20 protein-coding genes are annotated in these 24,141 nt (G+C 39.4%); 13 read left to right on the plus strand and 7 right to left on the minus strand.

All coding sequences use genetic code 11. From position 1 onward, the window contains the following. Positions 1 to 19: 19 nt before the first annotated feature. Positions 20 to 931, minus strand: a complete 912-nt coding sequence (locus GA0116959_RS07930; protein WP_092720055.1) for an alpha/beta hydrolase — start codon at positions 929 to 931, stop codon at positions 20 to 22. 155 nt (positions 932 to 1,086) lie between these two features. Between GA0116959_RS07930 and GA0116959_RS07935 the strand changes: the two genes are divergently transcribed. Continuing rightward, complete coding sequence (locus GA0116959_RS07935; protein WP_053579246.1) at positions 1,087 to 1,524, plus strand: DUF2147 domain-containing protein; 438 nt, start codon at positions 1,087 to 1,089, stop codon at positions 1,522 to 1,524. A gap of 80 nt (positions 1,525 to 1,604) precedes the next feature. Here GA0116959_RS07935 and GA0116959_RS07940 read toward each other — a convergent pair whose 3' ends face one another. Together GA0116959_RS07940 and GA0116959_RS07945 are read right to left on the minus strand one after the other, a co-directional pair. Further along, complete coding sequence (locus GA0116959_RS07940) at positions 1,605 to 1,952, minus strand: Spx/MgsR family RNA polymerase-binding regulatory protein (protein ID WP_092720057.1); 348 nt, start codon at positions 1,950 to 1,952, stop codon at positions 1,605 to 1,607. A 454-nt stretch (positions 1,953 to 2,406) separates the two neighbouring features. Next, on the minus strand, positions 2,407 to 3,231 hold the full coding sequence (locus tag GA0116959_RS07945; protein WP_092720059.1) for an exodeoxyribonuclease III: 825 nt from the start codon (positions 3,229 to 3,231) through the stop codon (positions 2,407 to 2,409). A 40-nt stretch (positions 3,232 to 3,271) separates the two neighbouring features. Between GA0116959_RS07945 and pyrE the strand changes: the two genes are divergently transcribed. Next, entirely contained in the window at positions 3,272 to 3,922 is a 651-nt protein-coding gene (gene pyrE, locus GA0116959_RS07950; RefSeq protein ID WP_053579249.1) for an orotate phosphoribosyltransferase, read from the plus strand. 120 nt (positions 3,923 to 4,042) lie between these two features. Here the strand turns inward: pyrE and GA0116959_RS07955 are convergent, their stop codons facing one another. The 3 genes from GA0116959_RS07955 to GA0116959_RS07965 form a co-directional block, all read right to left on the minus strand. Then, positions 4,043 to 6,304 carry a TonB-dependent receptor gene (locus tag GA0116959_RS07955; protein ID WP_171256890.1) on the minus strand — a complete coding sequence of 754 codons (2,262 nt, stop codon included), beginning with the start codon at positions 6,302 to 6,304 and terminating at the stop codon, positions 4,043 to 4,045. 607 nt (positions 6,305 to 6,911) lie between these two features. Further along, positions 6,912 to 8,600: a DUF4394 domain-containing protein gene (locus GA0116959_RS07960; RefSeq protein ID WP_092720061.1), complete on the minus strand. Its 1,689-nt coding sequence runs from the start codon at positions 8,598 to 8,600 to the stop codon at positions 6,912 to 6,914. A gap of 479 nt (positions 8,601 to 9,079) precedes the next feature. Next, entirely contained in the window at positions 9,080 to 9,532 is a 453-nt protein-coding gene (locus GA0116959_RS07965; protein WP_092720063.1) for a MarR family winged helix-turn-helix transcriptional regulator, read from the minus strand. Positions 9,533 to 9,714: 182 nt separating this feature from the next. Here GA0116959_RS07965 and GA0116959_RS07970 point away from each other — a divergent pair, with 182 nt between their 5' ends. The 9 genes from GA0116959_RS07970 (at position 9,715) to lpxC (ending at position 19,826) form a co-directional block, all read left to right on the plus strand. Beyond that, the gene (locus GA0116959_RS07970; RefSeq protein WP_092720065.1) at positions 9,715 to 10,197 is read left to right on the plus strand and encodes a glutathione peroxidase; all 483 of its coding nucleotides are present in this window, start codon (positions 9,715 to 9,717) and stop codon (positions 10,195 to 10,197) included. A 256-nt stretch (positions 10,198 to 10,453) separates the two neighbouring features. Next, the gene (gene gshB, locus GA0116959_RS07975; protein ID WP_092720067.1) at positions 10,454 to 11,398 is read left to right on the plus strand and encodes a glutathione synthase; all 945 of its coding nucleotides are present in this window, start codon (positions 10,454 to 10,456) and stop codon (positions 11,396 to 11,398) included. Between the two features lie 309 nt (positions 11,399 to 11,707). After that, positions 11,708 to 12,805, plus strand: coding sequence for an undecaprenyldiphospho-muramoylpentapeptide beta-N-acetylglucosaminyltransferase (gene murG, locus GA0116959_RS07980; RefSeq protein WP_092720068.1), 1,098 nt, complete (start codon positions 11,708 to 11,710; stop codon positions 12,803 to 12,805). 13 nt (positions 12,806 to 12,818) lie between these two features. Further along, positions 12,819 to 14,267, plus strand: coding sequence for a UDP-N-acetylmuramate--L-alanine ligase (gene murC / locus GA0116959_RS07985; protein ID WP_092720070.1), 1,449 nt, complete (start codon positions 12,819 to 12,821; stop codon positions 14,265 to 14,267). Positions 14,268 to 14,323: 56 nt separating this feature from the next. Then, complete coding sequence (locus GA0116959_RS07990) at positions 14,324 to 15,253, plus strand: D-alanine--D-alanine ligase (protein ID WP_092720072.1); 930 nt, start codon at positions 14,324 to 14,326, stop codon at positions 15,251 to 15,253. A gap of 2 nt (positions 15,254 to 15,255) precedes the next feature. Beyond that, positions 15,256 to 16,110, plus strand: coding sequence for a cell division protein FtsQ/DivIB (locus GA0116959_RS07995; RefSeq protein ID WP_092720074.1), 855 nt, complete (start codon positions 15,256 to 15,258; stop codon positions 16,108 to 16,110). 72 nt (positions 16,111 to 16,182) lie between these two features. Further along, complete coding sequence (gene ftsA, locus GA0116959_RS08000; protein WP_092720076.1) at positions 16,183 to 17,445, plus strand: cell division protein FtsA; 1,263 nt, start codon at positions 16,183 to 16,185, stop codon at positions 17,443 to 17,445. 164 nt (positions 17,446 to 17,609) lie between these two features. Then, on the plus strand, positions 17,610 to 18,800 hold the full coding sequence (gene ftsZ, locus GA0116959_RS08005; protein ID WP_053579260.1) for a cell division protein FtsZ: 1,191 nt from the start codon (positions 17,610 to 17,612) through the stop codon (positions 18,798 to 18,800). Between the two features lie 123 nt (positions 18,801 to 18,923). Then, a complete protein-coding gene (gene lpxC, locus GA0116959_RS08010) occupies positions 18,924 to 19,826 on the plus strand; it encodes a UDP-3-O-acyl-N-acetylglucosamine deacetylase (protein ID WP_092720078.1) in 903 nt (300 codons plus the stop codon). 96 nt (positions 19,827 to 19,922) lie between these two features. Here the strand turns inward: lpxC and GA0116959_RS08015 are convergent, their stop codons facing one another. Further along, on the minus strand, positions 19,923 to 20,363 hold the full coding sequence (locus tag GA0116959_RS08015; RefSeq protein ID WP_053579262.1) for a DciA family protein: 441 nt from the start codon (positions 20,361 to 20,363) through the stop codon (positions 19,923 to 19,925). A 108-nt stretch (positions 20,364 to 20,471) separates the two neighbouring features. Here GA0116959_RS08015 and GA0116959_RS08020 point away from each other — a divergent pair, with 108 nt between their 5' ends. Together GA0116959_RS08020 and aceE are read left to right on the plus strand one after the other, a co-directional pair. Beyond that, positions 20,472 to 21,155 (plus strand): M23 family metallopeptidase, encoded by a 684-nt coding sequence (locus tag GA0116959_RS08020; protein ID WP_053579263.1) that lies wholly within the window; start codon positions 20,472 to 20,474, stop codon positions 21,153 to 21,155. Positions 21,156 to 21,436: 281 nt separating this feature from the next. After that, complete coding sequence (gene aceE / locus GA0116959_RS08025) at positions 21,437 to 24,139, plus strand: pyruvate dehydrogenase (acetyl-transferring), homodimeric type (protein WP_092720080.1); 2,703 nt, start codon at positions 21,437 to 21,439, stop codon at positions 24,137 to 24,139. The last annotated feature ends 2 nt before the right edge of the window (positions 24,140 to 24,141 follow it).

Here is a 24,141-nt window from a genome sequence, read left to right on the forward strand (position 1 = left end):
GCTGAATGACAAATTTGGTTTAATCCTGATCCAGTTGATGGGCAAATTCAGCCAAATCAGCAATCGCTTGTTGGGCTTCGTCAAACCATGCAGAAAACATCTGAAAGTTGTGCCACATACCTGTATAAATTTTAAAATGAACTTCTACATTCGCCTGTTCTGCGCGCTCTTTAAAACGTTGCGCATCATCTAGTAAAATTTCTTTAGAGCCAACTTGAACTAAAATAGGGGGTAAACCTGTCAAATCTGCAAATAGGGGCGAAATGGTCGGATCTGATTTATCCATATTTTTAGGAACATAATAATCAATTCCCGTTTCTAATGTTTCAATAGACAATAAAGCATCATGCTGCGCGTTATAACGCAAAGATTCACTGGTTAAGGTTAAATCTAAAAAAGGCGAGAGCAAAATTAAACCACTCACTTGCGGCAATTTTTCCTGTTGAATTCTTAAGGCCAAAGCCAAGGCCAAGTTCGCGCCACAGGAATCGCCAGATAAAATAATATCTTTGGATTGCACTCCCTGATCAAGCAATGTGGTATAGATATCAAACAGCGCATCAATGGCTTCAGGATGTTGATGTTCTGGTGATAAAGGATAATCAACGTGCAGAACCTGCATTTGAGTACGGGCAGCAATTTGCGTTAAAAATGCACGGTGAGTTTTTAGTGATCCTAAAAAGAAAGCACCGCCGTGAATATGAAAAATGAGTTGCGTGGATTCAGTTTGAGGCTTAATTTCTTCTGCTCTGAGACCTGCTAAACGTAATGTCCTGATTTCGACTTCTTTATTTTGAGGGAAAGCACGGCAGAGTTGTTCTAAGGCTAACCGTAATGAGTTCGGCGGCAAATTAAATTGGCTCGGTTTACGGATAACGGTCTTTAAAATACGCTCTGTAATTAATTGTTTCCACAACGGACTAATCTTCATGTTTTTTCCATCTTGTTATTGATATGCAGACGTGTTGCTTTATTTACCAACACAAGTTACAAGGTTACACTAAATGGTCACATTCAAAAATTGCAAAAATGTTGTGACTTTTTGATAATAAATAGGTCTATACCAGACTAGGGAATTGAACAAAAATGAAAAAAATTGTATTTGCATTAGGATTGCTTGGATTATCAGCACTAGCCAATGCGGCTGATCCATTAGACGGGACCGTTTGGAAAACGATTGATGACAAAACGAAACAACCTAAAGCGATGGTTAAGTTTACTGAGCAAAAAAATGGGACGTTATCGGCAAGTATTCAAGGCATTTTAACGCCAGGCGAAGAAAAAGCCTGTACCAAATGTGAAGGCCCATACCATAACAAATCTTTAAAAGGATTAAAAATCGTTCATGGTCTTAAAAATGTTGGTGGCACACGCTATGAAGAAGGTTCAATCTTGGACCCGCAAACAGGTAAAACTTACAAATTAAAAGGCCAAATGACCAACGGCGGTAAAAACTTAGAGTTGCGCGGCTTTATTGGTATCGCGGCTTTAGGTCGTAACCAAGTTTGGGTTCGTGCAAACTAATTTAAACTGAACAGATTAAGTCATAAAAAATCCCAACTGATCATCAGTTGGGATTTTTTTACTGTACTATCAATCACAATTTATTTTAAAGCACGATAAGCGGCTTCATCAAAGCCAATAATATAGCCTTGCGCTGTTTGAAGTACAGGACGTTTGATTAAACTGCTGTGTTGGCTTAAAGTCTCAATTAAATTCTCTTCATTCAAAAGCGCAGTTTGTTGCTCTTCCGCGCTCAATTTGCGCCATGTGGTGCCTTTTTTATTCAGTACAAGATCTGCGCCAATCTGATCTAGCCAGATTTTTAGGGTTTCGGTATCAATACCTTGTTTTTTATAATCATGAAATTCATAGACCAGACCTAATTCATTTAATAAGTCGAAAGCTTTTTTCATTGAATTACAGTTTTTGATCCCGTAAATTTTAAGCATAAGTCAATTCATTGATGTTCTAGAGACAAATAGACTAGCGAAAATTGAGCCAAAGCTCTAGCCTTAACAAAAAATAATTTATAGCTTAGAAAAATAAAAAAGTGTCATGAAATTGACATGATGATTTGCCAGAATACAGGCATAGAGAGAATGATAGAAAGACTTAAGAATAAAAAAATGACGATATAAAAAAGAGAAAACCCGCATTTAATCATCCTGATCATGCGGGTCTCAATACAACGTCCATTGTCACATCCTTGCAAAATAATTGACCAAAGTCGCTTATTTTGTTTTCATCCTACGGCGTCCAATCCTTTTGCTGTCATCCTGACATGTCCCTGTGCCGTGACGCCATAATGCACCTAAACTTGATGGATAAAAATACACAAACGCGTCAAGTGTTGTAGGATTTTTGACATGATTCAGTATACAGTTGTACACTTAAAATTATAATTTATATTGGAAATTGATAATCAATAATCACCGGTGCATGGTCACTAAACCAACTGTCTTTATAAACCCAAGCATTGACTGTACGGGCTTTCCAGTCTGGTGAACACGCTTGGTAATCAATCCGCCAACCGACATTTTTAGCTCTTGCTTGACCGCGATTTGACCACCATGAATAGACTTCGGCTTCTTTTCGTACTTCTCGGAAAGTGTCTACATAACCCAATTCATCATAAATATGATCGAGCCATGCACGTTCATGCGGTAAACAACCTGAAGACTTTTGGTTACCCGACCAGTTTTTAATATCAATCCGTTTGTGTACGATATTGTAGTCACCACAAACAATGATCGATTTATCTTCGTCACGCCATTGTTTTAAGATGGCTTGATATTGTTCTAAAAAGTGATCTTTACGTGCCTGTGCTTCATCACCAGAAGAACCTGAAGGTAAGTACAGTGAACAAATATGGACAGTTTTGTCTAAACCGAGATCGAATTCAGCACGTATAAAACGGCCTTGAGAATCCGCAAGTTCAAATCCTAAGCCGTCGGTGACTGACACAAAGGGTAAACGGCTATAAATGGCTGTGCCTGCATAACCTGCACGTTCAGCTGGAAATAAATGGGTATACCAGCCTTCAGGTTTAAATTTATCTGTCCACTGTGCATGGGTAATTCGACTTTCCTGTATGCAAACCACATCGGCTTCGGACTGTTCTATCCATTCTAGTAAGCCTTTCGTCACAGAAGAACGTAAGCCATTCACATTAATGGAAACAACTCTTAAAATTTTTTGATCACTTGGATAGCTACTCTTTGGTATCATGCGCAAGTTTTACCTCTATTTATAAATTTTGGAGCACCTCATGACCTCGCAAGCGACTTTTAACCCTCAAGCTTTCATCGAACTTGCATTATCACGTGGTGTGCTTAAATTTGGTGAGTTTACTTTAAAATCGGGTCGGGTGAGTCCTTATTTTTTCAATGCAGGTTTACTTAATGATGGTGAAGCTTTAACTTTATTGGCTTCAGGCTATGCAAATAAATTAACCACTTGCAATCATGTCGATGTAATTTTTGGTCCTGCCTACAAAGGTATTCCATTTGTTGCAGCGACGGCTGTGGCATTGTCACAAAATCATGGGCTTAGCATTCCATGGGGTTTTAACCGTAAAGAGGCCAAAGATCATGGGGAAGGTGGGGTTTTGGTCGGAGCATCGGTACATGGTAAAAAAGTCTGGATTATTGATGATGTGATTACCGCAGGTACAGCCATTCGAGAAGTGGTGACCATTCTTAAAAATGCAGGTGCACAAATCGCGGGTGTATTGGTGGCACTGGACCGTCAGGAAAAAGGTCAGGGTGATTTATCGGCCATTCAAGAAGTACAAAAAGAACTAGAAATTCCAGTTCATGCGCTCATTACGATGAAAGATTTAATGGATTATTTGGATGCGAAAGGCGAAAAAGAAGCTTTGGCAAAAATGGAAGATTACCGTTTGAACTATGGTATTTGATCACTGAATTTTTTAAGACAAATGCGAAATTTTTTTGAAAATTTCGAGCAGAATTTAAAAGCCCAATTTGAGACAAATTGGGCTTTTAAAATAGAAATGATTTAAGATAAAAATGTTCAATTAAAAGAAGTAATTTAGTCTAAATAGATAGTTTCGTGGTGTGCCAGGCATTGAACTTGAACGCCAATATTCCTTGTCAGTCAAATTATTCACTGCAAAAGTTGCTCCCCACTTCTCATCTTTAAAGCCAATGGCCGCATCTAAACGCGTGAAATCTGGCATTTTTACTATATTTTTATCTGAAGTGTAATAAGAGCCCACATAAGTTGCCCCTAACTCTGTATACCAGTTTTCATTCGGTAAATAACGGACAAACAGATTGCCTGTATTTTCAGATATTCCAGCTAGTTTTTTGCCTTTTAAACGATCTGCTTCTACTACATTGGTACGACTATCACTTTTCCATTCTGCATTTGTATAGCCATATCCACCACGTAGATATAAATGATCAAAGACTTGACCAATAAAACTGAACTCTGCACCTTGGGATTGCTGTTTTTGACCGACTTCCCATTCATTTGGTCGATTAACAGAATCTGGCTGATAGCGAATATTATTTTTCGTAATATCATAGAGAGAAAGCTGAGTATTTAAGCGACCATCTAACCAATCACTTTTTACCCCAATTTCATATTGTTCGTTAAATTGAGGCTCCGCATCATATAAACTTGGATTTATGGTTGTACTTACTCCTAGCAAACCTCGACCACCATAAGGGGAGAAGCTCTTGCTGTAAGAGGTGTAAAAACTTTGACTTTCCACAGGCTGCCAAACAAAACCAATATTTGGACTCACACTCTCATCACTGTATGAGCGCTTATTACTGTTACGAATATCATGAGTTTTAAAATCATAGCTGTCGTAGCGTAGACCCAACATCATTTTATATTTTTCATTCAATGAGATTAAGTCTTGAAGAAAGAAGCTTAAAGAGTTCGCATCGGTTTCACTATGTGATGTTTCTGCTGGACGTGTACCATTAAGCATTGACCAACGGCTAGGTAGGAAGCTTTCCGATGTATTAAATGGATTAACATCACGGTAATAAAGTCCAGCATTGCTACCACTTGAATAGTTACCCAGAATGGGTTCCCTTTTCTCGTTTGACCAATCACTACCGAACATAATGTGATGATCTAAAATACCTGTTTTAAATTGACCAGTAATATCAAAGGTATTCATTAAGGTTTTATTGGTGGTTTGTTGCCAAGCATAACTTTGACGTATTTTACCTTGCCAATCGCAGGTTTTACCATCAGACAGCAAGCCTGCCGCTGAACACCACGTTCCACCAAAAAAGTTATCAAAATCTTGAAAAGATTCACGATGGCTTAAAGCCCAGTGAAATTTCCAGTCGGGTGCGAATTCATATTTCACATCTGTTCTAAATGACTTCGTTTCATCGACAATAGTGTCATTCTGTCCAGCAAAACCAGATTTAATTGAAACACCTGTAGGTAAGTTTTCATAGTTTGGCCCGCGATCTGGTGTTCTGTTTAAACTATCGTAAGTAAATTCCGTCGTCCAAAGTAGTTTTTCATCGTCACTTCGATAAGTCACACTGGGTGACAACATTTCCTGATTAAATCCAATACCTGAACGAAAACTGTTGCTATCTGATTTTTCACCGACTAGACGTACAGCCCAATTATCATTGAGTGCTTTATTCAAATCGATGGTGCCACCCACATTATGATAAGAACCGACGTATGCACCCACTGAGCTTTTTGAGTCAAAATTAGCAACTTTAGTTACCATATTGATCACACCACCGCCTGCACTGCGTCCATAGAGTACCGAGGCAGGGCCTTTTAGGATTTCAATTCGTTCAACATTTGCAGTACTACGTCGATATTGTCCACTTTCACGAACACCATCACGATAAATATCATTGGTATCTGCGTTGAATCCACGAATAGAGATACCATCATTTCGCGTATCATAACTGGTTGAAATACCTGGTGTTCCTTGTAACATTACACTCAGGTCATTTGAACCATAAATTTTATATTTTTGAACATCAAGGGTATCAATCGTTTGGGGAATATCTTTTTTCTTTAAGCCATTTCGAGTGACATTGGCTTCATCATAATCAACATAGCTTTTAATTGGATCGAGCTCACTCATCGCTTCAATTTTGAGCGTAGGCAATACTGCTGTTGTTTTAATTTGTTTTTCGATGTCTTGTTGCATACTGGCTGTCGATGGAGCTGCGTCAGATTCTTCTGCATAAAGAGCATGCGAATGCAAAATCATCAGGCTGAGTAAACTGTATTGAAAAATTTTTTGGCCAGATAAACCATGGGGAGCAAGAGGATGCATAACAAGACCCTAAAATCACAATCAACAATAATGAAGTTGATAATTATAATCATTTACATAATCTTAACAAGATTTAATATAACTGCTACAAGAGCCTTATCGTTTATTTGTAATGTTTGTCATTAATTTTTTACATTATTATGATGCTATTTTTTTATTTTATTGAATATTAACAATTATTTATTTTTATAAGATAAAAATTTAAAATTACTTTTTCTCGATTTTTATAGTAGTCAAAAAGTCTAAATATTGAAGAAATAACAACGGAAGATGAAAGCGGATAAGAAATTTTAGTAAAAATGCAGAAGCCTGCTCTGAAATAATGGTATGTCAATTTTTGATCTAAGAGGCGAGGAATTGAATATTTTTGATTAATTTTTATTGCAGATGCATCATGATGAACTACATTTGAAAAATCCTAAAAATTATTTAAAAACCCATCCTATAAAGAACGGGTTTTTATCCAAAATAAATCTATTTGACTATGCCCAGTCGCTAAAATATTTCTACTGGCGAATCACAACATCATCCAGTAGGTTTGAGCCACTCTTTAGGCCTAATCTCGAGCAAATAAATTTGACCTCAGTATTCTTCAAAATACCTTCGATTATTTTAATAAAATTGCAAGATCGATCAGATCTGCATTTGTTCCAATCGTTGATGCAATCATGTTCGGTGTTCCATCTACATTGATGGCAGGTTTTGCACGACTGTCATTTGGTGTGCTATTTAAATCAACACGATATAAAATAGAGTTACCAGAAGCACTAGACACTGTTGCGAGCGCATAGCCATTATCTCCACCTGCGATGTCAAATCCATTATTTTGACCTAGAGTTATTGCTAATCCACCCAGTGAAGTGAGCGTACCGGCATTTGGCGGATTTTGTTTTGCAAGCAGTTGATTGCTTTGATCAAGATCAAATAATTCTGTGCCCAAGCCTTCGACACTTGTTTTAAAACTATTAATATAAGCAGCTGCAGTAACGACTGCACCCTCAATGCCGTTAATACTGCCATCTCGAATAGTATCGCCTGTATCTACATTAATTCTGAGACTTTGCCCAGTATTGCTAATAACACGTAATCGATCCGCTGTGGGATTGAAATCTACAGCAAATGCAGTTCCTTCTAAACCCGTATATGTACTGTCGGTGGCAGGTTTAAGTGTACTGACCAACATGGCTAAACCTGTTTCGGTGTTAATGGTATATACATTGGCTCGATCAGTTAAACCATAGAGTTGACCTGATTTATCGGTGCTATTTCTTAATCTATAATCAATACCAACAAATTTTTCATTCACTAAAATACCAGTAATATTTTTCTCTGTAACAAGATTGGGGTTATTAAGGGCAAACTGGATCAGTTTATTATTTTTATTAAGACCTATTCCTTGTGCTGTAGTATCTTTAGCACGTTTTAATGCGATACCTCGTATCCCCGCAGTGGTGTAATAATTGGCTAAATTTGTGCTATTAAAAACGGTATTATTTTCTGTACCTACATGAGCTAAATTGAGGTGGTAAAACTTGTAGCTGCCCGCAACTTTTAAGGCAGCATATCCAATATTATTGATTGGATCTATATCAAAACCGCCAGCGCCTTGAGCGCTAATACCTTCTCCTAATAGCGCAGATGTACCCAAAGTTCCTGCATTGGCATTTTGTAAATAAATTCGATTGGATGTTTGATCTATACTATACAGTCGTGTACTTGCTGTGCCCGAAAATGCATTGGTATAAGCTGCTGCCACAATCACAGGCTGATTTGTAGTGGGATTAATTGCACCATCGGTAATGGTTGCACCTGTATCCACATTGATTCTTAAATTTTGCCCTGTATTTGTGATGACGCGTAATCGGTCTGCGGCAGGATTAAAATTTACAGTGATTAAATTGGCATCACCTAAAATTTTACTAAAAGGTGCATTACCATCGCTAGTATCCGTTGCATCCGCTGTGAGCTTTCGAAGGAATGTAGCAACGCCTGTATTGGGGTCTAAAGTATATAAATTACCTAATAGTCCAACGGCATAAAGTTTGTCATCTTTAGGTCTGTAGTCAATGCCAACAAGCTGATCTTCTGATTGCAGCATAACCACTTTAGTGTTTGAAACCACAGTGTCGGGTTTGTCTCGGTTAATCGAGCTAATCATTCCTTCACTGGTTAAAATAATGGTATCACCAGAAGAGGATGGACTCATATTATTGGTTCGGTCTGAGCTGGTATTACAACCGATCAGAGAAAAACAGCCAATCGAGGCGAGTGTTAAACTCAGTATACTTTTTTTCATATTTCTAATCCTTTTGCAATATTATTAAAATTGAAGCGTATTTTTAAAATAATATTAATAAGTTGTATTTATAAATCTACTTATATAGATTATTTTAGTTTTCATTAAAGTAATGCGTTAGATTTTATTGCTTATATAAAAATATAGTGTGCCATTTGTTAAGTAAAGAAATGATTTATTAAGTTTTTTTGAGAAGATGTGTTTAATTGGTAATTGTTCACATTAAATTCACAAGACATACATTCCTAATATGATTAAATCTTTTTTATTTAAAAATATCGTTTCATAAATGAGTTCTGATTTTTTTAGTTATATATTCTTCTCAATATTTAAGAGTATTAAAAAAAAGAATAGTCTAAGTTATAGTTATTAATCACTGTGAATCTTTTACAAATTTTGCAGTCAATAAAAATGGATAAATATTCTTTTAAGTTTTTTAAAATACCATCATCTTCAGTTGAAAGACTTGCTTATTGTATTTAATTGCTTAAACATTCTGATTTAGCAGTTTCCAAACTTTTTAAAAAGCGATGAGATAAGTTGTGTATTGCCACCAAATCATTTGGATCCATTCCCAAAGAGCAGGCGAGTTTAAAGGGAATTGAGATAATTTCATCTTTTTTAGAAAGTGCTTTGTCCAGCAGCACAACTTTTTTCATGCGTTCATCTTCTTTAACCACAATCCGTTTTAAAAAAGCTTTTTCTTCTAATTTCTTAATAATTGGTGTGAGTGTTCCAGAGTCAAATAACGTTTTTTGACCAATTTCAGAAATGGACACATTGTCCTTTTCGTACAAGGCCAATAACACTATAAATTGCGGATAGGTCAGATCATACGCTTGTAATAATGGGCGATACTGACGAATCATGGCATTGGTGGCAGAGTACATGGCAAAGCAGACTTGATTTTCTAGAAATGAAATTTCAGCCATCATTTATTTCCTAAAATTCGCAATCTTTAATGTCCAGTATAAATTGAATCATGTTGGAAGTATATTGTGCATAATTAACTTGTGTACAAGTAAATTGTATGCAATATTGTTTTGAGTAAAGATTGATGTTTGGAAATTGCTCAATGAAGCAATCGAATACACTTATTAAAGCGAGATGAAGAATGACCACAATTTATGATTTTCAGGCTGAAATGTTAGAAGGCGAGCAGAAAAAATTTTCTGAATATCAAGGTAAGGTTTTACTGATTGTTAATACCGCAAGCCAATGTGGTTTGACCCCACAATTTGAAGGATTGGAGCAGCTTTATCAGGACTATCAATCAAAAGGCTTAATTATTTTAGGCTTTCCCTGTAACCAGTTTGCCCATCAAGATCCATTAACGAATGAAGAAATCGGTGGCTTTTGCCAACGTAACTATGGAGTATCATTTCCAATGTTTGCCAAAGTAGATGTCAATGGTTCGACGGCGCATCCGCTTTATCAGTATCTGACTGCGGAAGCGAAGGGCATATTGGGTAGTCAAAAGATTAAATGGAATTTTACAAAATTTTTGATTAATCAAGAAGGCAAGGTGATTAAACGTTATGCACCTTTGATTAAGCCAGAAAAAATTGCCAAAGATATTCAAAAACTTTTATCTTAAAATCTAGAAGAATATTTAAACCTTCATCTTGTTCAAGAACCTGATTAATTTGAATGAATTTTGGTTTGTGATCGTGATTTTTTAAATTCTGGGCTTATTTTTATCTGAGAATCAGACCAACATTATTTTTAAAGCAAAGAATAAAAAATTGAATAAACTCAATTTTTTATTCTTTAATTTTTACATAACCGCGTGTAACAAGCCAATTGAAATTCGCTATACTTTTCTCAATTTAAAATTTTATGAGCAGACCAATATGCGCGTACTTGTTGTGATGGATCCCATTGAACATGTCAACCTAAAAAAAGACTCAACGATGGCGATGTTGTGGGCTGCATCACGTCGTGGACATGAGTTAGGTTATGCGTTGCAACAAGACCTCTATATCGAGCAAGGGAAAGCTTTTGGCTTAATCGCACCGCTTACCGTATTTGAGGATTATGATCATTACTATGAACTAGGGGCTAAACAAAAAGAATCTATTGCGGATTATGACGTGGTGTTAATGCGTAAAGATCCACCCTTTGATATGAATTTTGTGTATACCACTTATATTTTAGAACAAGCAGAACGTGAAGGGGCGTGGATTATCAACAAGCCGCAGTCTTTACGTGACTGCAATGAAAAATTGTTTGCGACCCAATTTCCAGAACTGCAAGTGCCTACTTTGGTGACCTCGCAACAAAGCTTAATTCGCGAGTTTTTACAACAACACGGGGATGTGATTGTAAAACCGTTAGATGGCATGGGTGGAACTGGCATTTTCAGGCTTTATCAAGATGGCGTAAATATTGGCGCAACTTTGGAAATGCTCACTGAATTAGGCACGTGTCCGATCATGGCGCAGCGTTATATTCCTGAAATTGTTGAAGGCGATAAACGTATCTTGATGATTAATGGAGAACCCGTACCTTATTGTTTAGCACGTATTCCACAAAATGGTGAAGTCCGTGGTAATTTGGCGGCAGGCGGTTTGGGTGAGGCACGTCCGTTGACTGAAAATGACAAAGCGATTGCTGCGAAAGTAGGCCCTTTTCTAAAGCAAAAAGGACTGGTTTTTGTTGGATTAGATGTGATTGGTAACTATGTGACTGAAATTAATGTCACCAGCCCAACTTGTATTCGTGAAATCGATCAGCAGTTTGGTACGTCAATTGCTGATGATTTATTTGATGTATTGGAAGCAGGTTTAACCACCTAAGCATTCATCTAGATTTGAGGAGAGAGCTCTGTATGAGCTCTTTTTTATTTTAAAAATTATTTTAGATATTAAACTTGAGTAAATTTAATGTTCATCATTTTAGGCAAAACATTGAAAAAAGGCAGGAATTTTTATATTTTTGATAGATTAATAATAAAACTAGTTTAAACTTTTAAAATTGAAGAAAAAAACAATGACACGCATGTTGAAAAAAAGTAAATAACCTTTCACGGCTATGCGTTTGTGATTACAATTGATCGCTTAAAATCAAATTTCGTTATCCCTATTTTAAAATTGAAGAATTAGACTGTGACAGAAGCAACTCATACAAAGCCCAAACATGTCATGATGATGGCCGCAGGTACTGGTGGACATGTTTTTCCTGCACTCGCTGTTGCTAAAGCATTGCAGCAACAGGGGATACACGTATCTTGGCTTGCGACCCCCACAGGAATGGAAAACCGACTATTAAAAAATCAAAATATTCCTATTTATCAAATTGATATTCAAGGATTACGGGGTAATGGCGTAACGCGAAAATTATTGGCGCCATTTAAAATTTTAAAAGCGACGTTCAGTGCAATGCGCTATATGAAGCAGCTTAAGATAGATGCTGTGGTTGGTTTTGGTGGATATGTGGCAGGCCCAGGTGGTTTGGCTGCACGCGCTTTAGGCATTCCCGTGATCATTCATGAACAGAATGCAATAGCAGGTTTTACCAACACACAATTGTCACGCATTGCTAAAACAGTGTGTCAGGCTTTTCCGAATACTTTTCCTGCAACTGGTAAAGTTGTCACCACTGGCAATCCAGTACGTAAAGAAATTACTGAAATTTTAAATCCGTCTTGGCGTTATCAAGAACGGGAAAAAACAGCAACGCCTTTACAGATTTTAATTGTTGGTGGCTCTTTAGGTGCTCAAGCTTTAAATGAACGTATACCTGAAGCCTTAAAGCAATTTGATGTGCCGATGCAGGTGTTTCATCAATGTGGTCAAAACCATACCGAAGCGACGCAGTTGCGCTATGCAGATAAACCCGCTTCTTTACATGTCGAAGTACAACCCTTTATTGAAGATATGGCACAAGCCTACGCCAAAGCCGATTTAATTATTTGTCGAGCGGGTGCGTTAACCGTCACTGAAATTGCGACTGCAGGGGTGGCGGCTGTTTTCGTACCCTTGCCAAGCGCAGTCGATGATCATCAAACAAAAAACGCTCAATTTTTGGTTAATATGCATGCTGCAAAAATTTGTCCTCAGAACAGTATGACCACTGAAAGTTTAAAAGAACTATTAACCCCACTGATGAATCGTCAATTACTCAGTGAAATGGCAATCAAAGCACGTCAACACGCACAGCCCGATGCAACCCAGCATGTGGTTCATTTAATTCAAGCATTGTAAATTAGAGAAATATATGTCTCCATCAACTCCTGCTGATCAAGCAAAAAAGTTAATTAAAGTGCCTGAAATGCGCCGTATCAAACACATTCATTTTGTGGGAATTGGTGGTGCTGGGATGTGTGGTATTGCAGAAGTATTAAAGAATCAAGGCTATAAAGTTTCAGGCTCAGATATTAAAGCCTCGAAAACCACTGCGCAGCTTGAAGAAAATGGAATTAAGGTATATATCGGCCATAGTCCAGATAATATTAAAGATGCCAATGTGATTGTGGTTTCCACTGCAATTGATCCAGAGAACCCAGAAATAAAAACGGCAATTGAACAACGTACCCCGATTGTACGTCGCGCAGAAATGCTGGGTGAGTTGATGCGTTATCGTCATGGCATTGCAGTTGCGGGTACGCATGGCAAAACCACTACCACCAGTTTGATTACGTGTATGTTGGCCGAAGAAAATATGGATCCGACTTACGTGATTGGTGGTTTATTAAACCGCACAGGTGTCAATGCGGCTTTGGGTGCGAGTCGTTATATTGTGGCTGAAGCAGATGAATCAGATGCAACATTTTTACATTTACAGCCTATGGCGGCTATTGTGACCAATATTGATGCTGATCATATGGATACTTATGGTGGTAGCTTCGATGTTCTCAAAGACACTTTTGTTCAATTCTTACAAAAACTTCCCTTCTATGGTTTAGCTGTGGTTTGTGGAGATGATGCCAATGTTCGTGAAATTATGCCGAGGATTGGTCGTCCATTACTGACTTATGGTTTCAATGAAGATAACGATATTCGTGCAGTAGATGTTGATCAAGACGGTATGCGTACTCACTTTTCGGTGTTACGAAAAAATCGTGAACCATTACGGGTCACTGTGAATCAACCTGGTTTACATAATGTACTGAATGCCTTGGCTGCGATTGGCATTGCGACCGATGAAGGTGTTTCGGATGGCGCAATTTGCCGTGCTTTGGAAGGTTTTAGTGGTGTTGGTCGTCGTTTTCAAGTACAAGGCGAGTTTGAACATGAAAATGGCAGCATTACGCTTGTTGATGATTATGGTCACCATCCTAAAGAAGTTGAAGCGACCATTAAAGCTGCACGTCAGAGTCATCCTGACCGTCGTTTGGTCATGATGTTCCAACCACACCGCTTTAGTCGTACTCGCGATTGTTTTGATGATTTTGTCGATGTATTGTCACAAGTCGATCAATTAATATTGTTAGAGGTTTATCCTGCAGGTGAAAAACCAATTGTTGGTGCAGATAGTCGGGCTTTGGCGCGGAGTATTCGTCTGCGAGGCGAGGTTGAGCCTATTTTGATTGATCCTGTTGATGGTAATTTAGCCAATATCATGCAAAAAGTATTACAAGCGAATGACTTGTTATTAACACAGGGCGCGGGTAATGTGGGGGCTATTTCCCTAGAACTTACCCAAAATAAATTATATTTAAAGTAGTCGCTTCTGCGATTTTTGAATTTGATCATTCAATTATAAAGTTTAAGGATAGAAACGTGGCAAATGCTTCAAAATTCGGCAAAGTTGCCGTGTTGCTTGGTGGTAAATCGGCTGAGCGCGAGGTTTCTCTAGATAGTGGTACGGCTGTACTTGAAGCATTGGTCCGTTCAAGGGTGAATGCCGAAGCATTTGATCCCAAAGAACGCAGTGTGACTGAGTTAGTTCATTATGATCGTGCTTTTATTGTCTTGCATGGTCGTGGTGGTGAAGACGGTCAAATTCAGGGTGCTTTAGAGTGGTTGGACATTCCATATACTGGAACAGGTGTACAAGGTTCAGCCATTGGTATGGATAAGGTCAAAACCAAGCAAGTGTGGCAAGGCTCTGAACTGCCTACCGCACCCTATCGAATTGTAACCAAAGATTCTGATTTGAATGCAGTTATTGAGAGTATTGGTTTGCCTTTCATTATTAAACCTGTACATGAAGGTTCAAGTATTGGAATGAGCAAAGTCGAAAAAATGGAAGACTTTGCAGAAGCTATGTCGAAAGCCACTGTTCATGATGCTGTTGTCATGGCAGAGAAATGGGTCACTGGCCGTGAATTTACCATTGTGATTTTAAATGGTCAGGCACTGCCAGTTATTCGTCTTGAACCGCCAAAAGACGTGGCTTTTTATGACTATGAAGCTAAATATAACCGTAATGATGTGCAATATGGCATTCCATGCGGATTAACGGAAGCTGAAGAAAAGCAATTGCAAACCTTAAGTTTACGTGCATTCCAGGCCGTTGGCGCCAGTGGTTGGGGGCGTATTGACGCGATGCAAGATGAACAGGGTAATTTCTGGTTGCTAGAAGTCAATACAGTTCCGGGTATGACCAGCCATTCATTGGTGCCTAAAGCAGCCAAAGCGGTGGGTTATAGTTTTGATGAGCTGTGTGTGGCGATCTTAGAACAGACTTTAATCGCTGCGGCGCACTAACTATGGCTCAACTTCCTGCTTCAATGCGCCGTAAACGAGCAGCAATCACATCAATACATGATAAGCCACCTACGCGTAAAGAAAAGCTTGCGAACTTAGGTGGCTGGTTACTCATGCTGATTGCTGTCGCGGTGCTGGCTGTAGGAATTTATGGCTTATATACTGTCATGACAGATGCGCGTGTGGCAGAGCTTAAAGTGGTGGGGACACGCTCAGATGTTGAAAACCGTCAAGTGATGACCCATGTTGCACCGACATTAACAGCAAATTATTTTACTGCTGATCTGGAGCTGATTCGTGATCAGGCCTTGGAATTATCTTGGGTCGATCGTGTCGTGGTTTCTCGTGCATGGCCCAATTCAATTCGTGTGCGCGTCATGCCGCGTCATGCCATCGCCCGTTGGGGAACAGGTCGATTATTAAGTGACAGTGGTGATATTTTTACGGAAGTGGTTGCGCAGAATAATCAAAAACTGCCGTTACTTCACGGACCAGCCACGCAGTCCAAAATGATGATGCGTCGTTATAATGAAATTAACCAATTATTTTTGCCCGTCAATATACGTTTAAAAGAATTATATTTAACAGAGCGGATGACGTGGTTTATGCAATTTGATTCAGGTCTGCGTGTTATCGTGGATCAAGATCAAACTATGAGCAAACTTCAACGCTTCAGTCATCTGGCACAAAGCGATTTAAAGCCAGTATGGACTAAAATTTCATCGGTTGACTTACGTTATCGAAATGGACTGGCGATACAATGGAAGAATTCGGCTCCACCAAAAATTGTAAATAGTCATTTTCTTGTAACGATTGATGACACAAGCATTGCAGATGTAAGAAAGGTAAAGCCATAATTGAGCGGCTTTATATAAAATTAGAGGCTTAAGGCCATAAATTAACGAAACACGTCATGGTAGTAGTAGATAATGAATGAAGCTGTTCCCTCGGTTGTTGCGATTGACATTGGGACACACAAAGTTTCAGTTTTGATTGGTAAGGTACATGCGCCGGACAACATCCAAGTGATTGGTATGGCAACCGCTCGTAACCGAGGCATGAATAAAGGAAAAATTGTAAGTCTAGACAAAGTCATTACTGCAATTAAAAATGCCGTACAAGAAGCAGAAGATATGGCTGAATGCCGAGTGCATTCCGCTTGGATTTCTATTCCAAGTGCAGAATTAAAAAGTTTTTATGCTTCGGGTCGTACGCCCGTTGAAAATAATGAACATATCATTACCACCAGTGAAGTAGTGCGTGCCCTAGAGTTGGCCAAAGCCAGTCATTTAACTTCTGATTATTATTTGGTCAGCGCAGTCCCTCTGGGTTTTGAATTGGATGACTCGGCAGAATGGGTGCAAAACCCGATCCGAATGTCTGCGCATAGTATGATGGGGCACTATCAATTAATGATGCTGCCAATTAGTACGATGCAAAATCTGGATCGTGCGCTTAAAGGGGCCAATATTGGGGTTGAAAAAATGGTGGTGTCTTGCTTGGCGACTGCCGAAGCAAGTTTGCTCAAAGATGAAAAAGAGTATGGCGTGTGCTTGGTTGATATTGGCGCAGGAACGACCAATATTGCGGTCTATTTAGATGGCCGTTTGGCATTGACCCATACTTTACAACGCGGCGGCGAACATGTGACTCGCGATATTGCAGCTGTGCTACAAACGACTACAGAAGAAGCAGAGCGAATTAAGTTATTGTATGGCTGCGTAGACTTAAAAGTCGTCAAACCAGATCATATGATTCAGTTTCAAGGCATTGATGGTCCACAAACCATGAGCCGTATTGAGTTATCAGAGATTATTATTGCGCGTTACGAAGAAATATTGACTCAAGTTCATCATGAGTTACAACGTAATGGTGCTATTCATGGTTTATATCACGGTGTAGTGCTGACAGGTGATGCCACTCAAATTGAAGGAATGGTCAGTTTGGTTCGTCGTATGTTAGGCGTTTCAGCCCACTTAGGTAATCCGCCAGTACAGGTTTATGCTGAAGAACACAATCAAGCAGCTTTGCGACGTTCACAGTATGCAACAGCGTCAGGATTATTGATATTTAGCCAAAGTGAAACGCAAGAGAGTATTGTAGAAGTGAATGATACTGCAAAACTGTCTGTGGTTAAGCGGGTTGGACGTGCATGGTCAGCATTGAATAATCAGTTAAAATCGATATTTTAAGTTGAATTTTTTGGGAATATTGTGAGGAAGTTGTACGTCTAACCGCTTGGACTTGACAAGTGTGTGGTTGAACAGCATCCTAAAACATAATTTTTGTTTATTAAGATCAAGGCAGTATACGGGCTTAAGTGACTGCCGATTACGAATTAGGAAATCCAAAGGTCATGGCCTCATTTGAATTTTTAGAAGATGATCAAAACGATAGCAACGGTCAGGCCCGTTTCACTGTATTTGGTGTGGGCGGTGCTGGGGGTAATGCTGTACAGCATATGCTTGAGTCTGATATTCAGGGTGTAAAATTTGTTTGTGCGAATACCGACAAACAAGCGCTCGATCGTATGAATGCACAATTTAAAATTCAGTTGGGTGAGCAAAGTACCCGTGGTTTGGGTGCAGGCGCCAATCCTCAAGTGGGTCAAACCGCTGCTGAAGAAAGCCGTGAAATCATTCGTCAACATCTTGAAGGGACAGACATGGTGTTTGTCACGGCAGGAATGGGCGGTGGTACGGGTACAGGCGCTGCGCCTGTAGTGGCTGAAATTGCGAAAGAAATGGGAATTTTGACTGTGGGTGTGGTGACAACGCCTTTTAATTTTGAAGGGAAACGTCGCCAACAATCTGCCGAGAAAGGCATTGAAGCATTAGAAGCGCATGTAGATTCTTTAATTATCATTCCAAATCAGCGTTTACTTAAAGTATTCCGCGATATTTCAATGAAAGATGCCTATAAAAAAGCAGATGACGTATTGTTGAATGCAGTACGTAGTATTTTTGATTTGGTGGTTCGACCGGGTCATATCAACCTTGACTTTGCCGATTTAAAAACTGCAATGAGTACACGTGGTTATGCCATGATGGGTGTGGGTTCTGGACGCGGTGAAAACCGTGCGCGTCAAGCTGCTGAGCAAGCAATTCGTAGTCCACTGCTTGATAATGTGACTATTATGAATGCCAAAGGTATTCTGATTAACGTCACAGGTGGTGATGATGTCACGTTTGGTGAAATTGAAGAAATTACGGATGTCGTCAATCAAATTGTCGATTTAGATGAAGGCCAAGTATTCTACGGAACGGTATTTGATCCAGATGCGCGTGATGAGATTAGCGTTACAGTGATCGCGACAGGTTTAACCCGTAATTCGGCAGATGCTGTGAATACAGTTAAACGTCCAACGACTCAGTCTGCAACTCGTCCTGGGAATACTGTTCAAAATGCTGTAGTTGAAGATGATGATGTACCTGCGATTCAACGTCAGCAGAATGAAGCGAATACCACTTCTGCGCCTGTAGCGGGAACAGCGCGTCCAACGCCAATGAGTATTCAAGATTACTTGAAAAATCAGCAACGTAAATAATGAGAAATCAGTAAACTCTGCATAAAATCAACAGAAAAGGTGGCCATCGTGCTACCTTTTTGTTTTTGATCAATGGCTAAATATGCTAACGTATAGCGGTTTGATGAGCAGATGATAGAAAACATGTTGAAACAACGTACCCTGCAACGTATCGTGAAAGCGAGCGGTATTGGTCTTCATAGTGGGCAAAAAGTCTTAATTAACTTTGTGCCGCACCATGTGGATGGGGGAATTGTGTTTCGACGTATTGATTTACATCCAGCAATCGACATTCCTGCCGATGCGATGCTGATTCAAGAAGCTTTCATGTGTTCCAATCTGGTTCAAGAAAATGCCAAAGTCGGCACCATTGAGCATGTAATGAGTGCAATTGCTGGATTAGGGATTGATAATTTAATTATTGAAGTATCCGCCTCTGAAGTACCAATTATGGATGGCAGTGCAGGTCCTTTTATTTATTTATTAATGCAAGGCGGTTTGGCCGAGCAAAATGCACCGAAAAAATTTATAAAAATTTTAAAGTCTATCGAAGCGCTCATCGATGATAAGCGCGCTATATTTCATCCCCATGACGGTTTCCAATTAAACTTTACCATTGATTTCGATCACCCTGCATTCAAAAAAGAATATCAGTCCGCCACAATCGATTTTTCGACAGAAACCTTTGTTTATGAAGTGAGTGGAGCACGAACTTTTGGTTTTATGAAAGATTTAGATTATTTGAAAGCAAATAATTTGGCATTAGGTGCAAGCCTAGAAAATGCGATAGGTGTTGATGATACTGGCGTAGTTAATGAAGAGGGTTTGCGTTTTTCAGATGAATTTGTGCGGCATAAAATTTTAGATGCAGTGGGAGATTTATACTTACTCGGGCATCAGGTGATCGCAAAATTTGATGGATACAAATCAGGACATGCTTTAAATAATCAATTGTTACGCAATGTTAAAAGTGATCCGAGTAGTTATGAAATTGTAACATTTGATGACAAAAAACAATGTCCGATCTCTTATGTGAGTGTGACATAAGTCATTGTCTTTTAATGCGTGTGTTATATTATAACAATTAAAACTGTTAACTGATTCACATTTTTAATTGAAATTCTTTCTTCAGTATTAGGCCAGTTACTTTTTATTGCTTGCCAAACGCAGCATTGCTTGGCTAAGCTTAGGGTCGCTCACAAAGTCAGCAGCACCACGGATTAAATCTTGGGTATCTGGGCTAAGGGATCTGGACAGGGTTTCAGATTTTAACGTTGGCAGTGTTGTAATTTTTAAACGAACGTGAAGTTTTTGTAAGTTTTTAAATTCGGCAAACTGTGACAATTGAGCGATATATTGCTTTTGAAGATAACCGACTTGGCTAATCATGGCTTGATTTTCACCGGTAATCGTTAAAACACCATTTTCATAACATACAACTTGCCATTGCTCTGGTTGGGGCAATATCGGTTGAATAAGTTTTGTAAGTTTCTGCCAAGCAGCAACTTGTTGAGAGAGAAACGTAAAGTTTCCTGTTTTTAAGTGTTTTCTTGTTTGTTGAAAGAGCTTCACTGGTTCAGACATACATTGTTCCTACATATTTGTGTCTTAATCTTATGCGCTCCGTTCAGTAGATATCAAGGAAGAGATCACGCAAGGACATTAACTAAAAACAGTTAAAAGAGGTTTTTTATGCATACGCGACGTATTTTATTAGCGTTTTCATTGGCAGCGTCTGCTGCATCTGTAGCATTTGCTGATTTGGTCGATCTTAATTCTAGCAATGTATCAACGGATCGTCTTGAACAATTAACGCATACTTTGGCTCAAGGGTCTTATGTAGAATCAGACAATATTGATCTTCCTGCTGAAACTAAAATGAGTGTTCAGTTGCGTGAAAAAACGATTGAATTGAACAATGAATCGCTTGCAAAAAAATACGGCTCAAGCACCTCAAAAAGCTATTCTAACAATCCTTATTCTTGGTTGGTATCCCATCCGCTTCCAGATATGAAACGAGTAAGTTCAAATTATGGTGGTCGAACCATGAGTGGACGTGCAGAAAACCATTCTGGTCTAGATATGTCAGCGCCAAGTGGTACGGCTATTTATGCTACTGGCCCAGGTGTTGTCACTAAATCGGGTTGGGGTACAGGTTATGGTCAATATGTTGAAATTAACCATGGAAACGGTTATTTGACGCGTTATGCACATGCCTCTCGTCTGATTGCACGTGTCGGTGATCAAGTGAAAGCAGGTGAGCATATTGCCAATGTAGGGTGTACAGGACGTTGTACAGGTCCACATTTACATTATGAAGTGGTCAAAGATGGACAGCGCAAAAATCCATCGACTTATCTTGCTATGTTGCCATAAGCTTAACCCACTGCCTTTGATTGAAACAATTTAGCTGTATTAAAGAATATAAATCTAAACCGATTAGGCTTCGAGATTTAACTCTATCATTTACAGGTTAATAAATTGTATAAAAAACCGCCATGATTGGCGGTTTTTTGTTGTGTTGCGTAAAGAAGAGTCAATGGGTATTTATTTTCTAAATATTAGTGCTATTCCGTATTCAGCTGTGGCAATAACTGAAACCGACTAAAGTATGGTACATATAGAGAATATAATTAGGTTCAAGGAACAGGTGGAATATGGCGTATTATGGCGATACCGACGCGCAAGAAACCCAAGAATGGCAAGATGCTTTTGACTCGGTTCTACAGCACATGGGCACGGAACGAGCGGCATTTTTATTAGAAAAGCTTTATCAGCGCGCGATTGCCACGCATGTTCCCATTCAGCGTCTAAATACTCCTTACCGCAATACGATTTCAGTTGAAGAAACTCCGGCGATGCCAGGGGATCAAGATATGGAACGACGTATTCGTGCCTTGATTCGTTGGAATGCTTTGGCCATGGTATTACGTGCCAATAAAACAGGGGACGATTTAGGTGGTCATTTGGCCAGCTTCGCATCTTCTGCAACTTTATATGATGTCGGTTTTAATCATTTCTTCCGTGCCAATAGTGATAGCTTTGGCGGTGACATGATCTATTATCAAGGTCATTGTGCACCGGGTATTTATGCGCGTTCCTTCCTTGAAGGCCGTTTAACCGAAGAGCATTTAGATAATTTCCGTCGTGAAGTTGGCGGTATTGGTCTACCAAGTTACCCACATCCTTATTTAATGCCAGACTATTGGCAATTTCCGACTGTATCGATGGGCTTAGGTCCAATCATGTCAATTTATCAAGCACATATTCAAAAGTACTTGATGAACCGTGGCCTAATTAAAGAAGAAGACCGTAAAGTTTGGGCTTATTTAGGCGATGGTGAAATGGATGAGCCAGAAAGCTTAGGCGCAATTTCATTGGCAGGTCGTGAAAAGTTAGATAACCTCATTTGGGTGGTGAACTGTAACTTACAGCGTCTAGATGGCCCTGTACGTGGTAATGGTAAGATTATTCAAGAACTTGAGTCGTTGTTCCGTGGCGCAGGTTGGCGTGTCATTAAAGTGGTCTGGGGTCGTCATTGGGATCCATTGTTGGACAAAGATAATACGGGCGCACTTCAAGCGATAATGGAAGAAGCAGTCGATGGTGATTTCCAACGTTATCAAGTAAAAGGTGGCGCCTATACACGTGAAAAATTCTTTGGTAAGTATCCTGAAGCTGCGGAACTGGTAAAGGATTTAAGCGATGAAGATATTGATAATCTAAATCGTGGTGGCCATGATCCATACAAAGTATTTGCGGCTTATGCAGAAGCATGTACCGCTAAAGGTCAACCGACGGTTATTCTTGCGAAAACAGTGAAAGGTTACGGTTTATCTGAAGAAATTGAAGCGGTGAATAAAACGCATCAAATTAAAAAGATGCAAATTGAATCTTTAAAATATGTACGTGACCGTTTTAATTTACCCATTAACGATGATCAATTAGAAGAAGTGCCTTTCTATCGTCCAAGCGAAAATTCGCCTGAATTAAAATACATGAAAGCACGTCGTGAAGCATTGGGTGGTTATTTACCTGCGCGCCGTAAAGAAAGTGCGCAGCTTGCAATTCCTGAGTTGTCTGTATTTGATGCAGTGCTGAAGGGGAGTGGCGGTAAAGAACAATCTACAACCATGGTGATGGTACGTTTGATTTCAGCATTACTGAAAGAAAAAGCCATTAAAGATCGCGTTGTACCGATTGTGCCAGATGAAGCACGTACATTTGGTTTGGAAGGTATGTTCCGTCAGTTGGGTATTTATGCTGCTCACGGTCAAAAATATACGCCTGAAGACCAAGAACAGTTAATGCATTATCGTGAAGCCAAAGATGGTCACATGCTTCAGGAAGGGATTAACGAAGCCGGCGCGATGAGTGCATGGGCGGCGTTGGCAACCAGTTATTCAACCAATAATCTGCCGATGATTCCAATGTACATGTACTACTCAATGTTTGGTTTCCAACGTATTGGAGATATTGCATGGGCAGCAGGCGATGCACAGGCACAAGGTTTCTTGTTAGGTGCAACTGCTGGTCGTACAACATTAAACGGTGAAGGCTTACAACACCAAGATGGTCACTCGCACATTCTTGCGAATACCATTCCAAACTGTATTTCTTATGACCCATGTTTTGGTTATGAACTTGCTGTGATCGTGCATGACGGTTTACAACGTATGTATGTCAACCAAGAGCGTGTGTTCTATTACTTAACGGTAATGAACGAAAATTATGAGCATCCTGAAATGCCACAAGGTGCTGAGGAAGGCATCAAACGTGGTATGTACTTACTGCAAGAAGATGAGAAAGCCACTGTACAGTTGATGGGTTCAGGCGTAATTCTTCGTGAAGTGATTAAAGCAGCACAAATTTTACGTGACGAATACCAAATTCATTCGAACGTGTATAGCGTAACGAGCTTTAACGAACTGGCACGTGACGGTATGGCATGTGAAGAATACAACCGTTTACATCCAATGGCTGAAACAGCAAAAGAATCTTGGATCTCGAAGCAACTTCGTAGCACCAAGGGTATCGTGGTGTCGGCTACAGACCACATGCGTGCTTATAGTGAACAAATTCGTGCCTATCTTCCAGACAGCCGTCCATTTGTAGCACTTGGTACAGATGGGTATGGTCGTTCAGATACACGCGCAAATTTACGTAGTTATTTCGGTGTTGATGCTGCGCATATTGTTGTAGCCACTTTGAAAAAATTGGCAGATGAAGGCGAAGTTGATGCGCGTTTAGTGAAAGATGCGATTTCTAGCTTTGAATTAGATACAGACCGTCCAATGGCTTGGTTGCCACAAACGCATCCAGAGCTTCATGCGGTTGCTGACTACAAAGAGGAGAACTAATC

This window comes from Acinetobacter albensis (assembly GCF_900095025.1).
Lineage (GTDB): Bacteria > Pseudomonadota > Gammaproteobacteria > Pseudomonadales > Moraxellaceae > Acinetobacter > Acinetobacter albensis.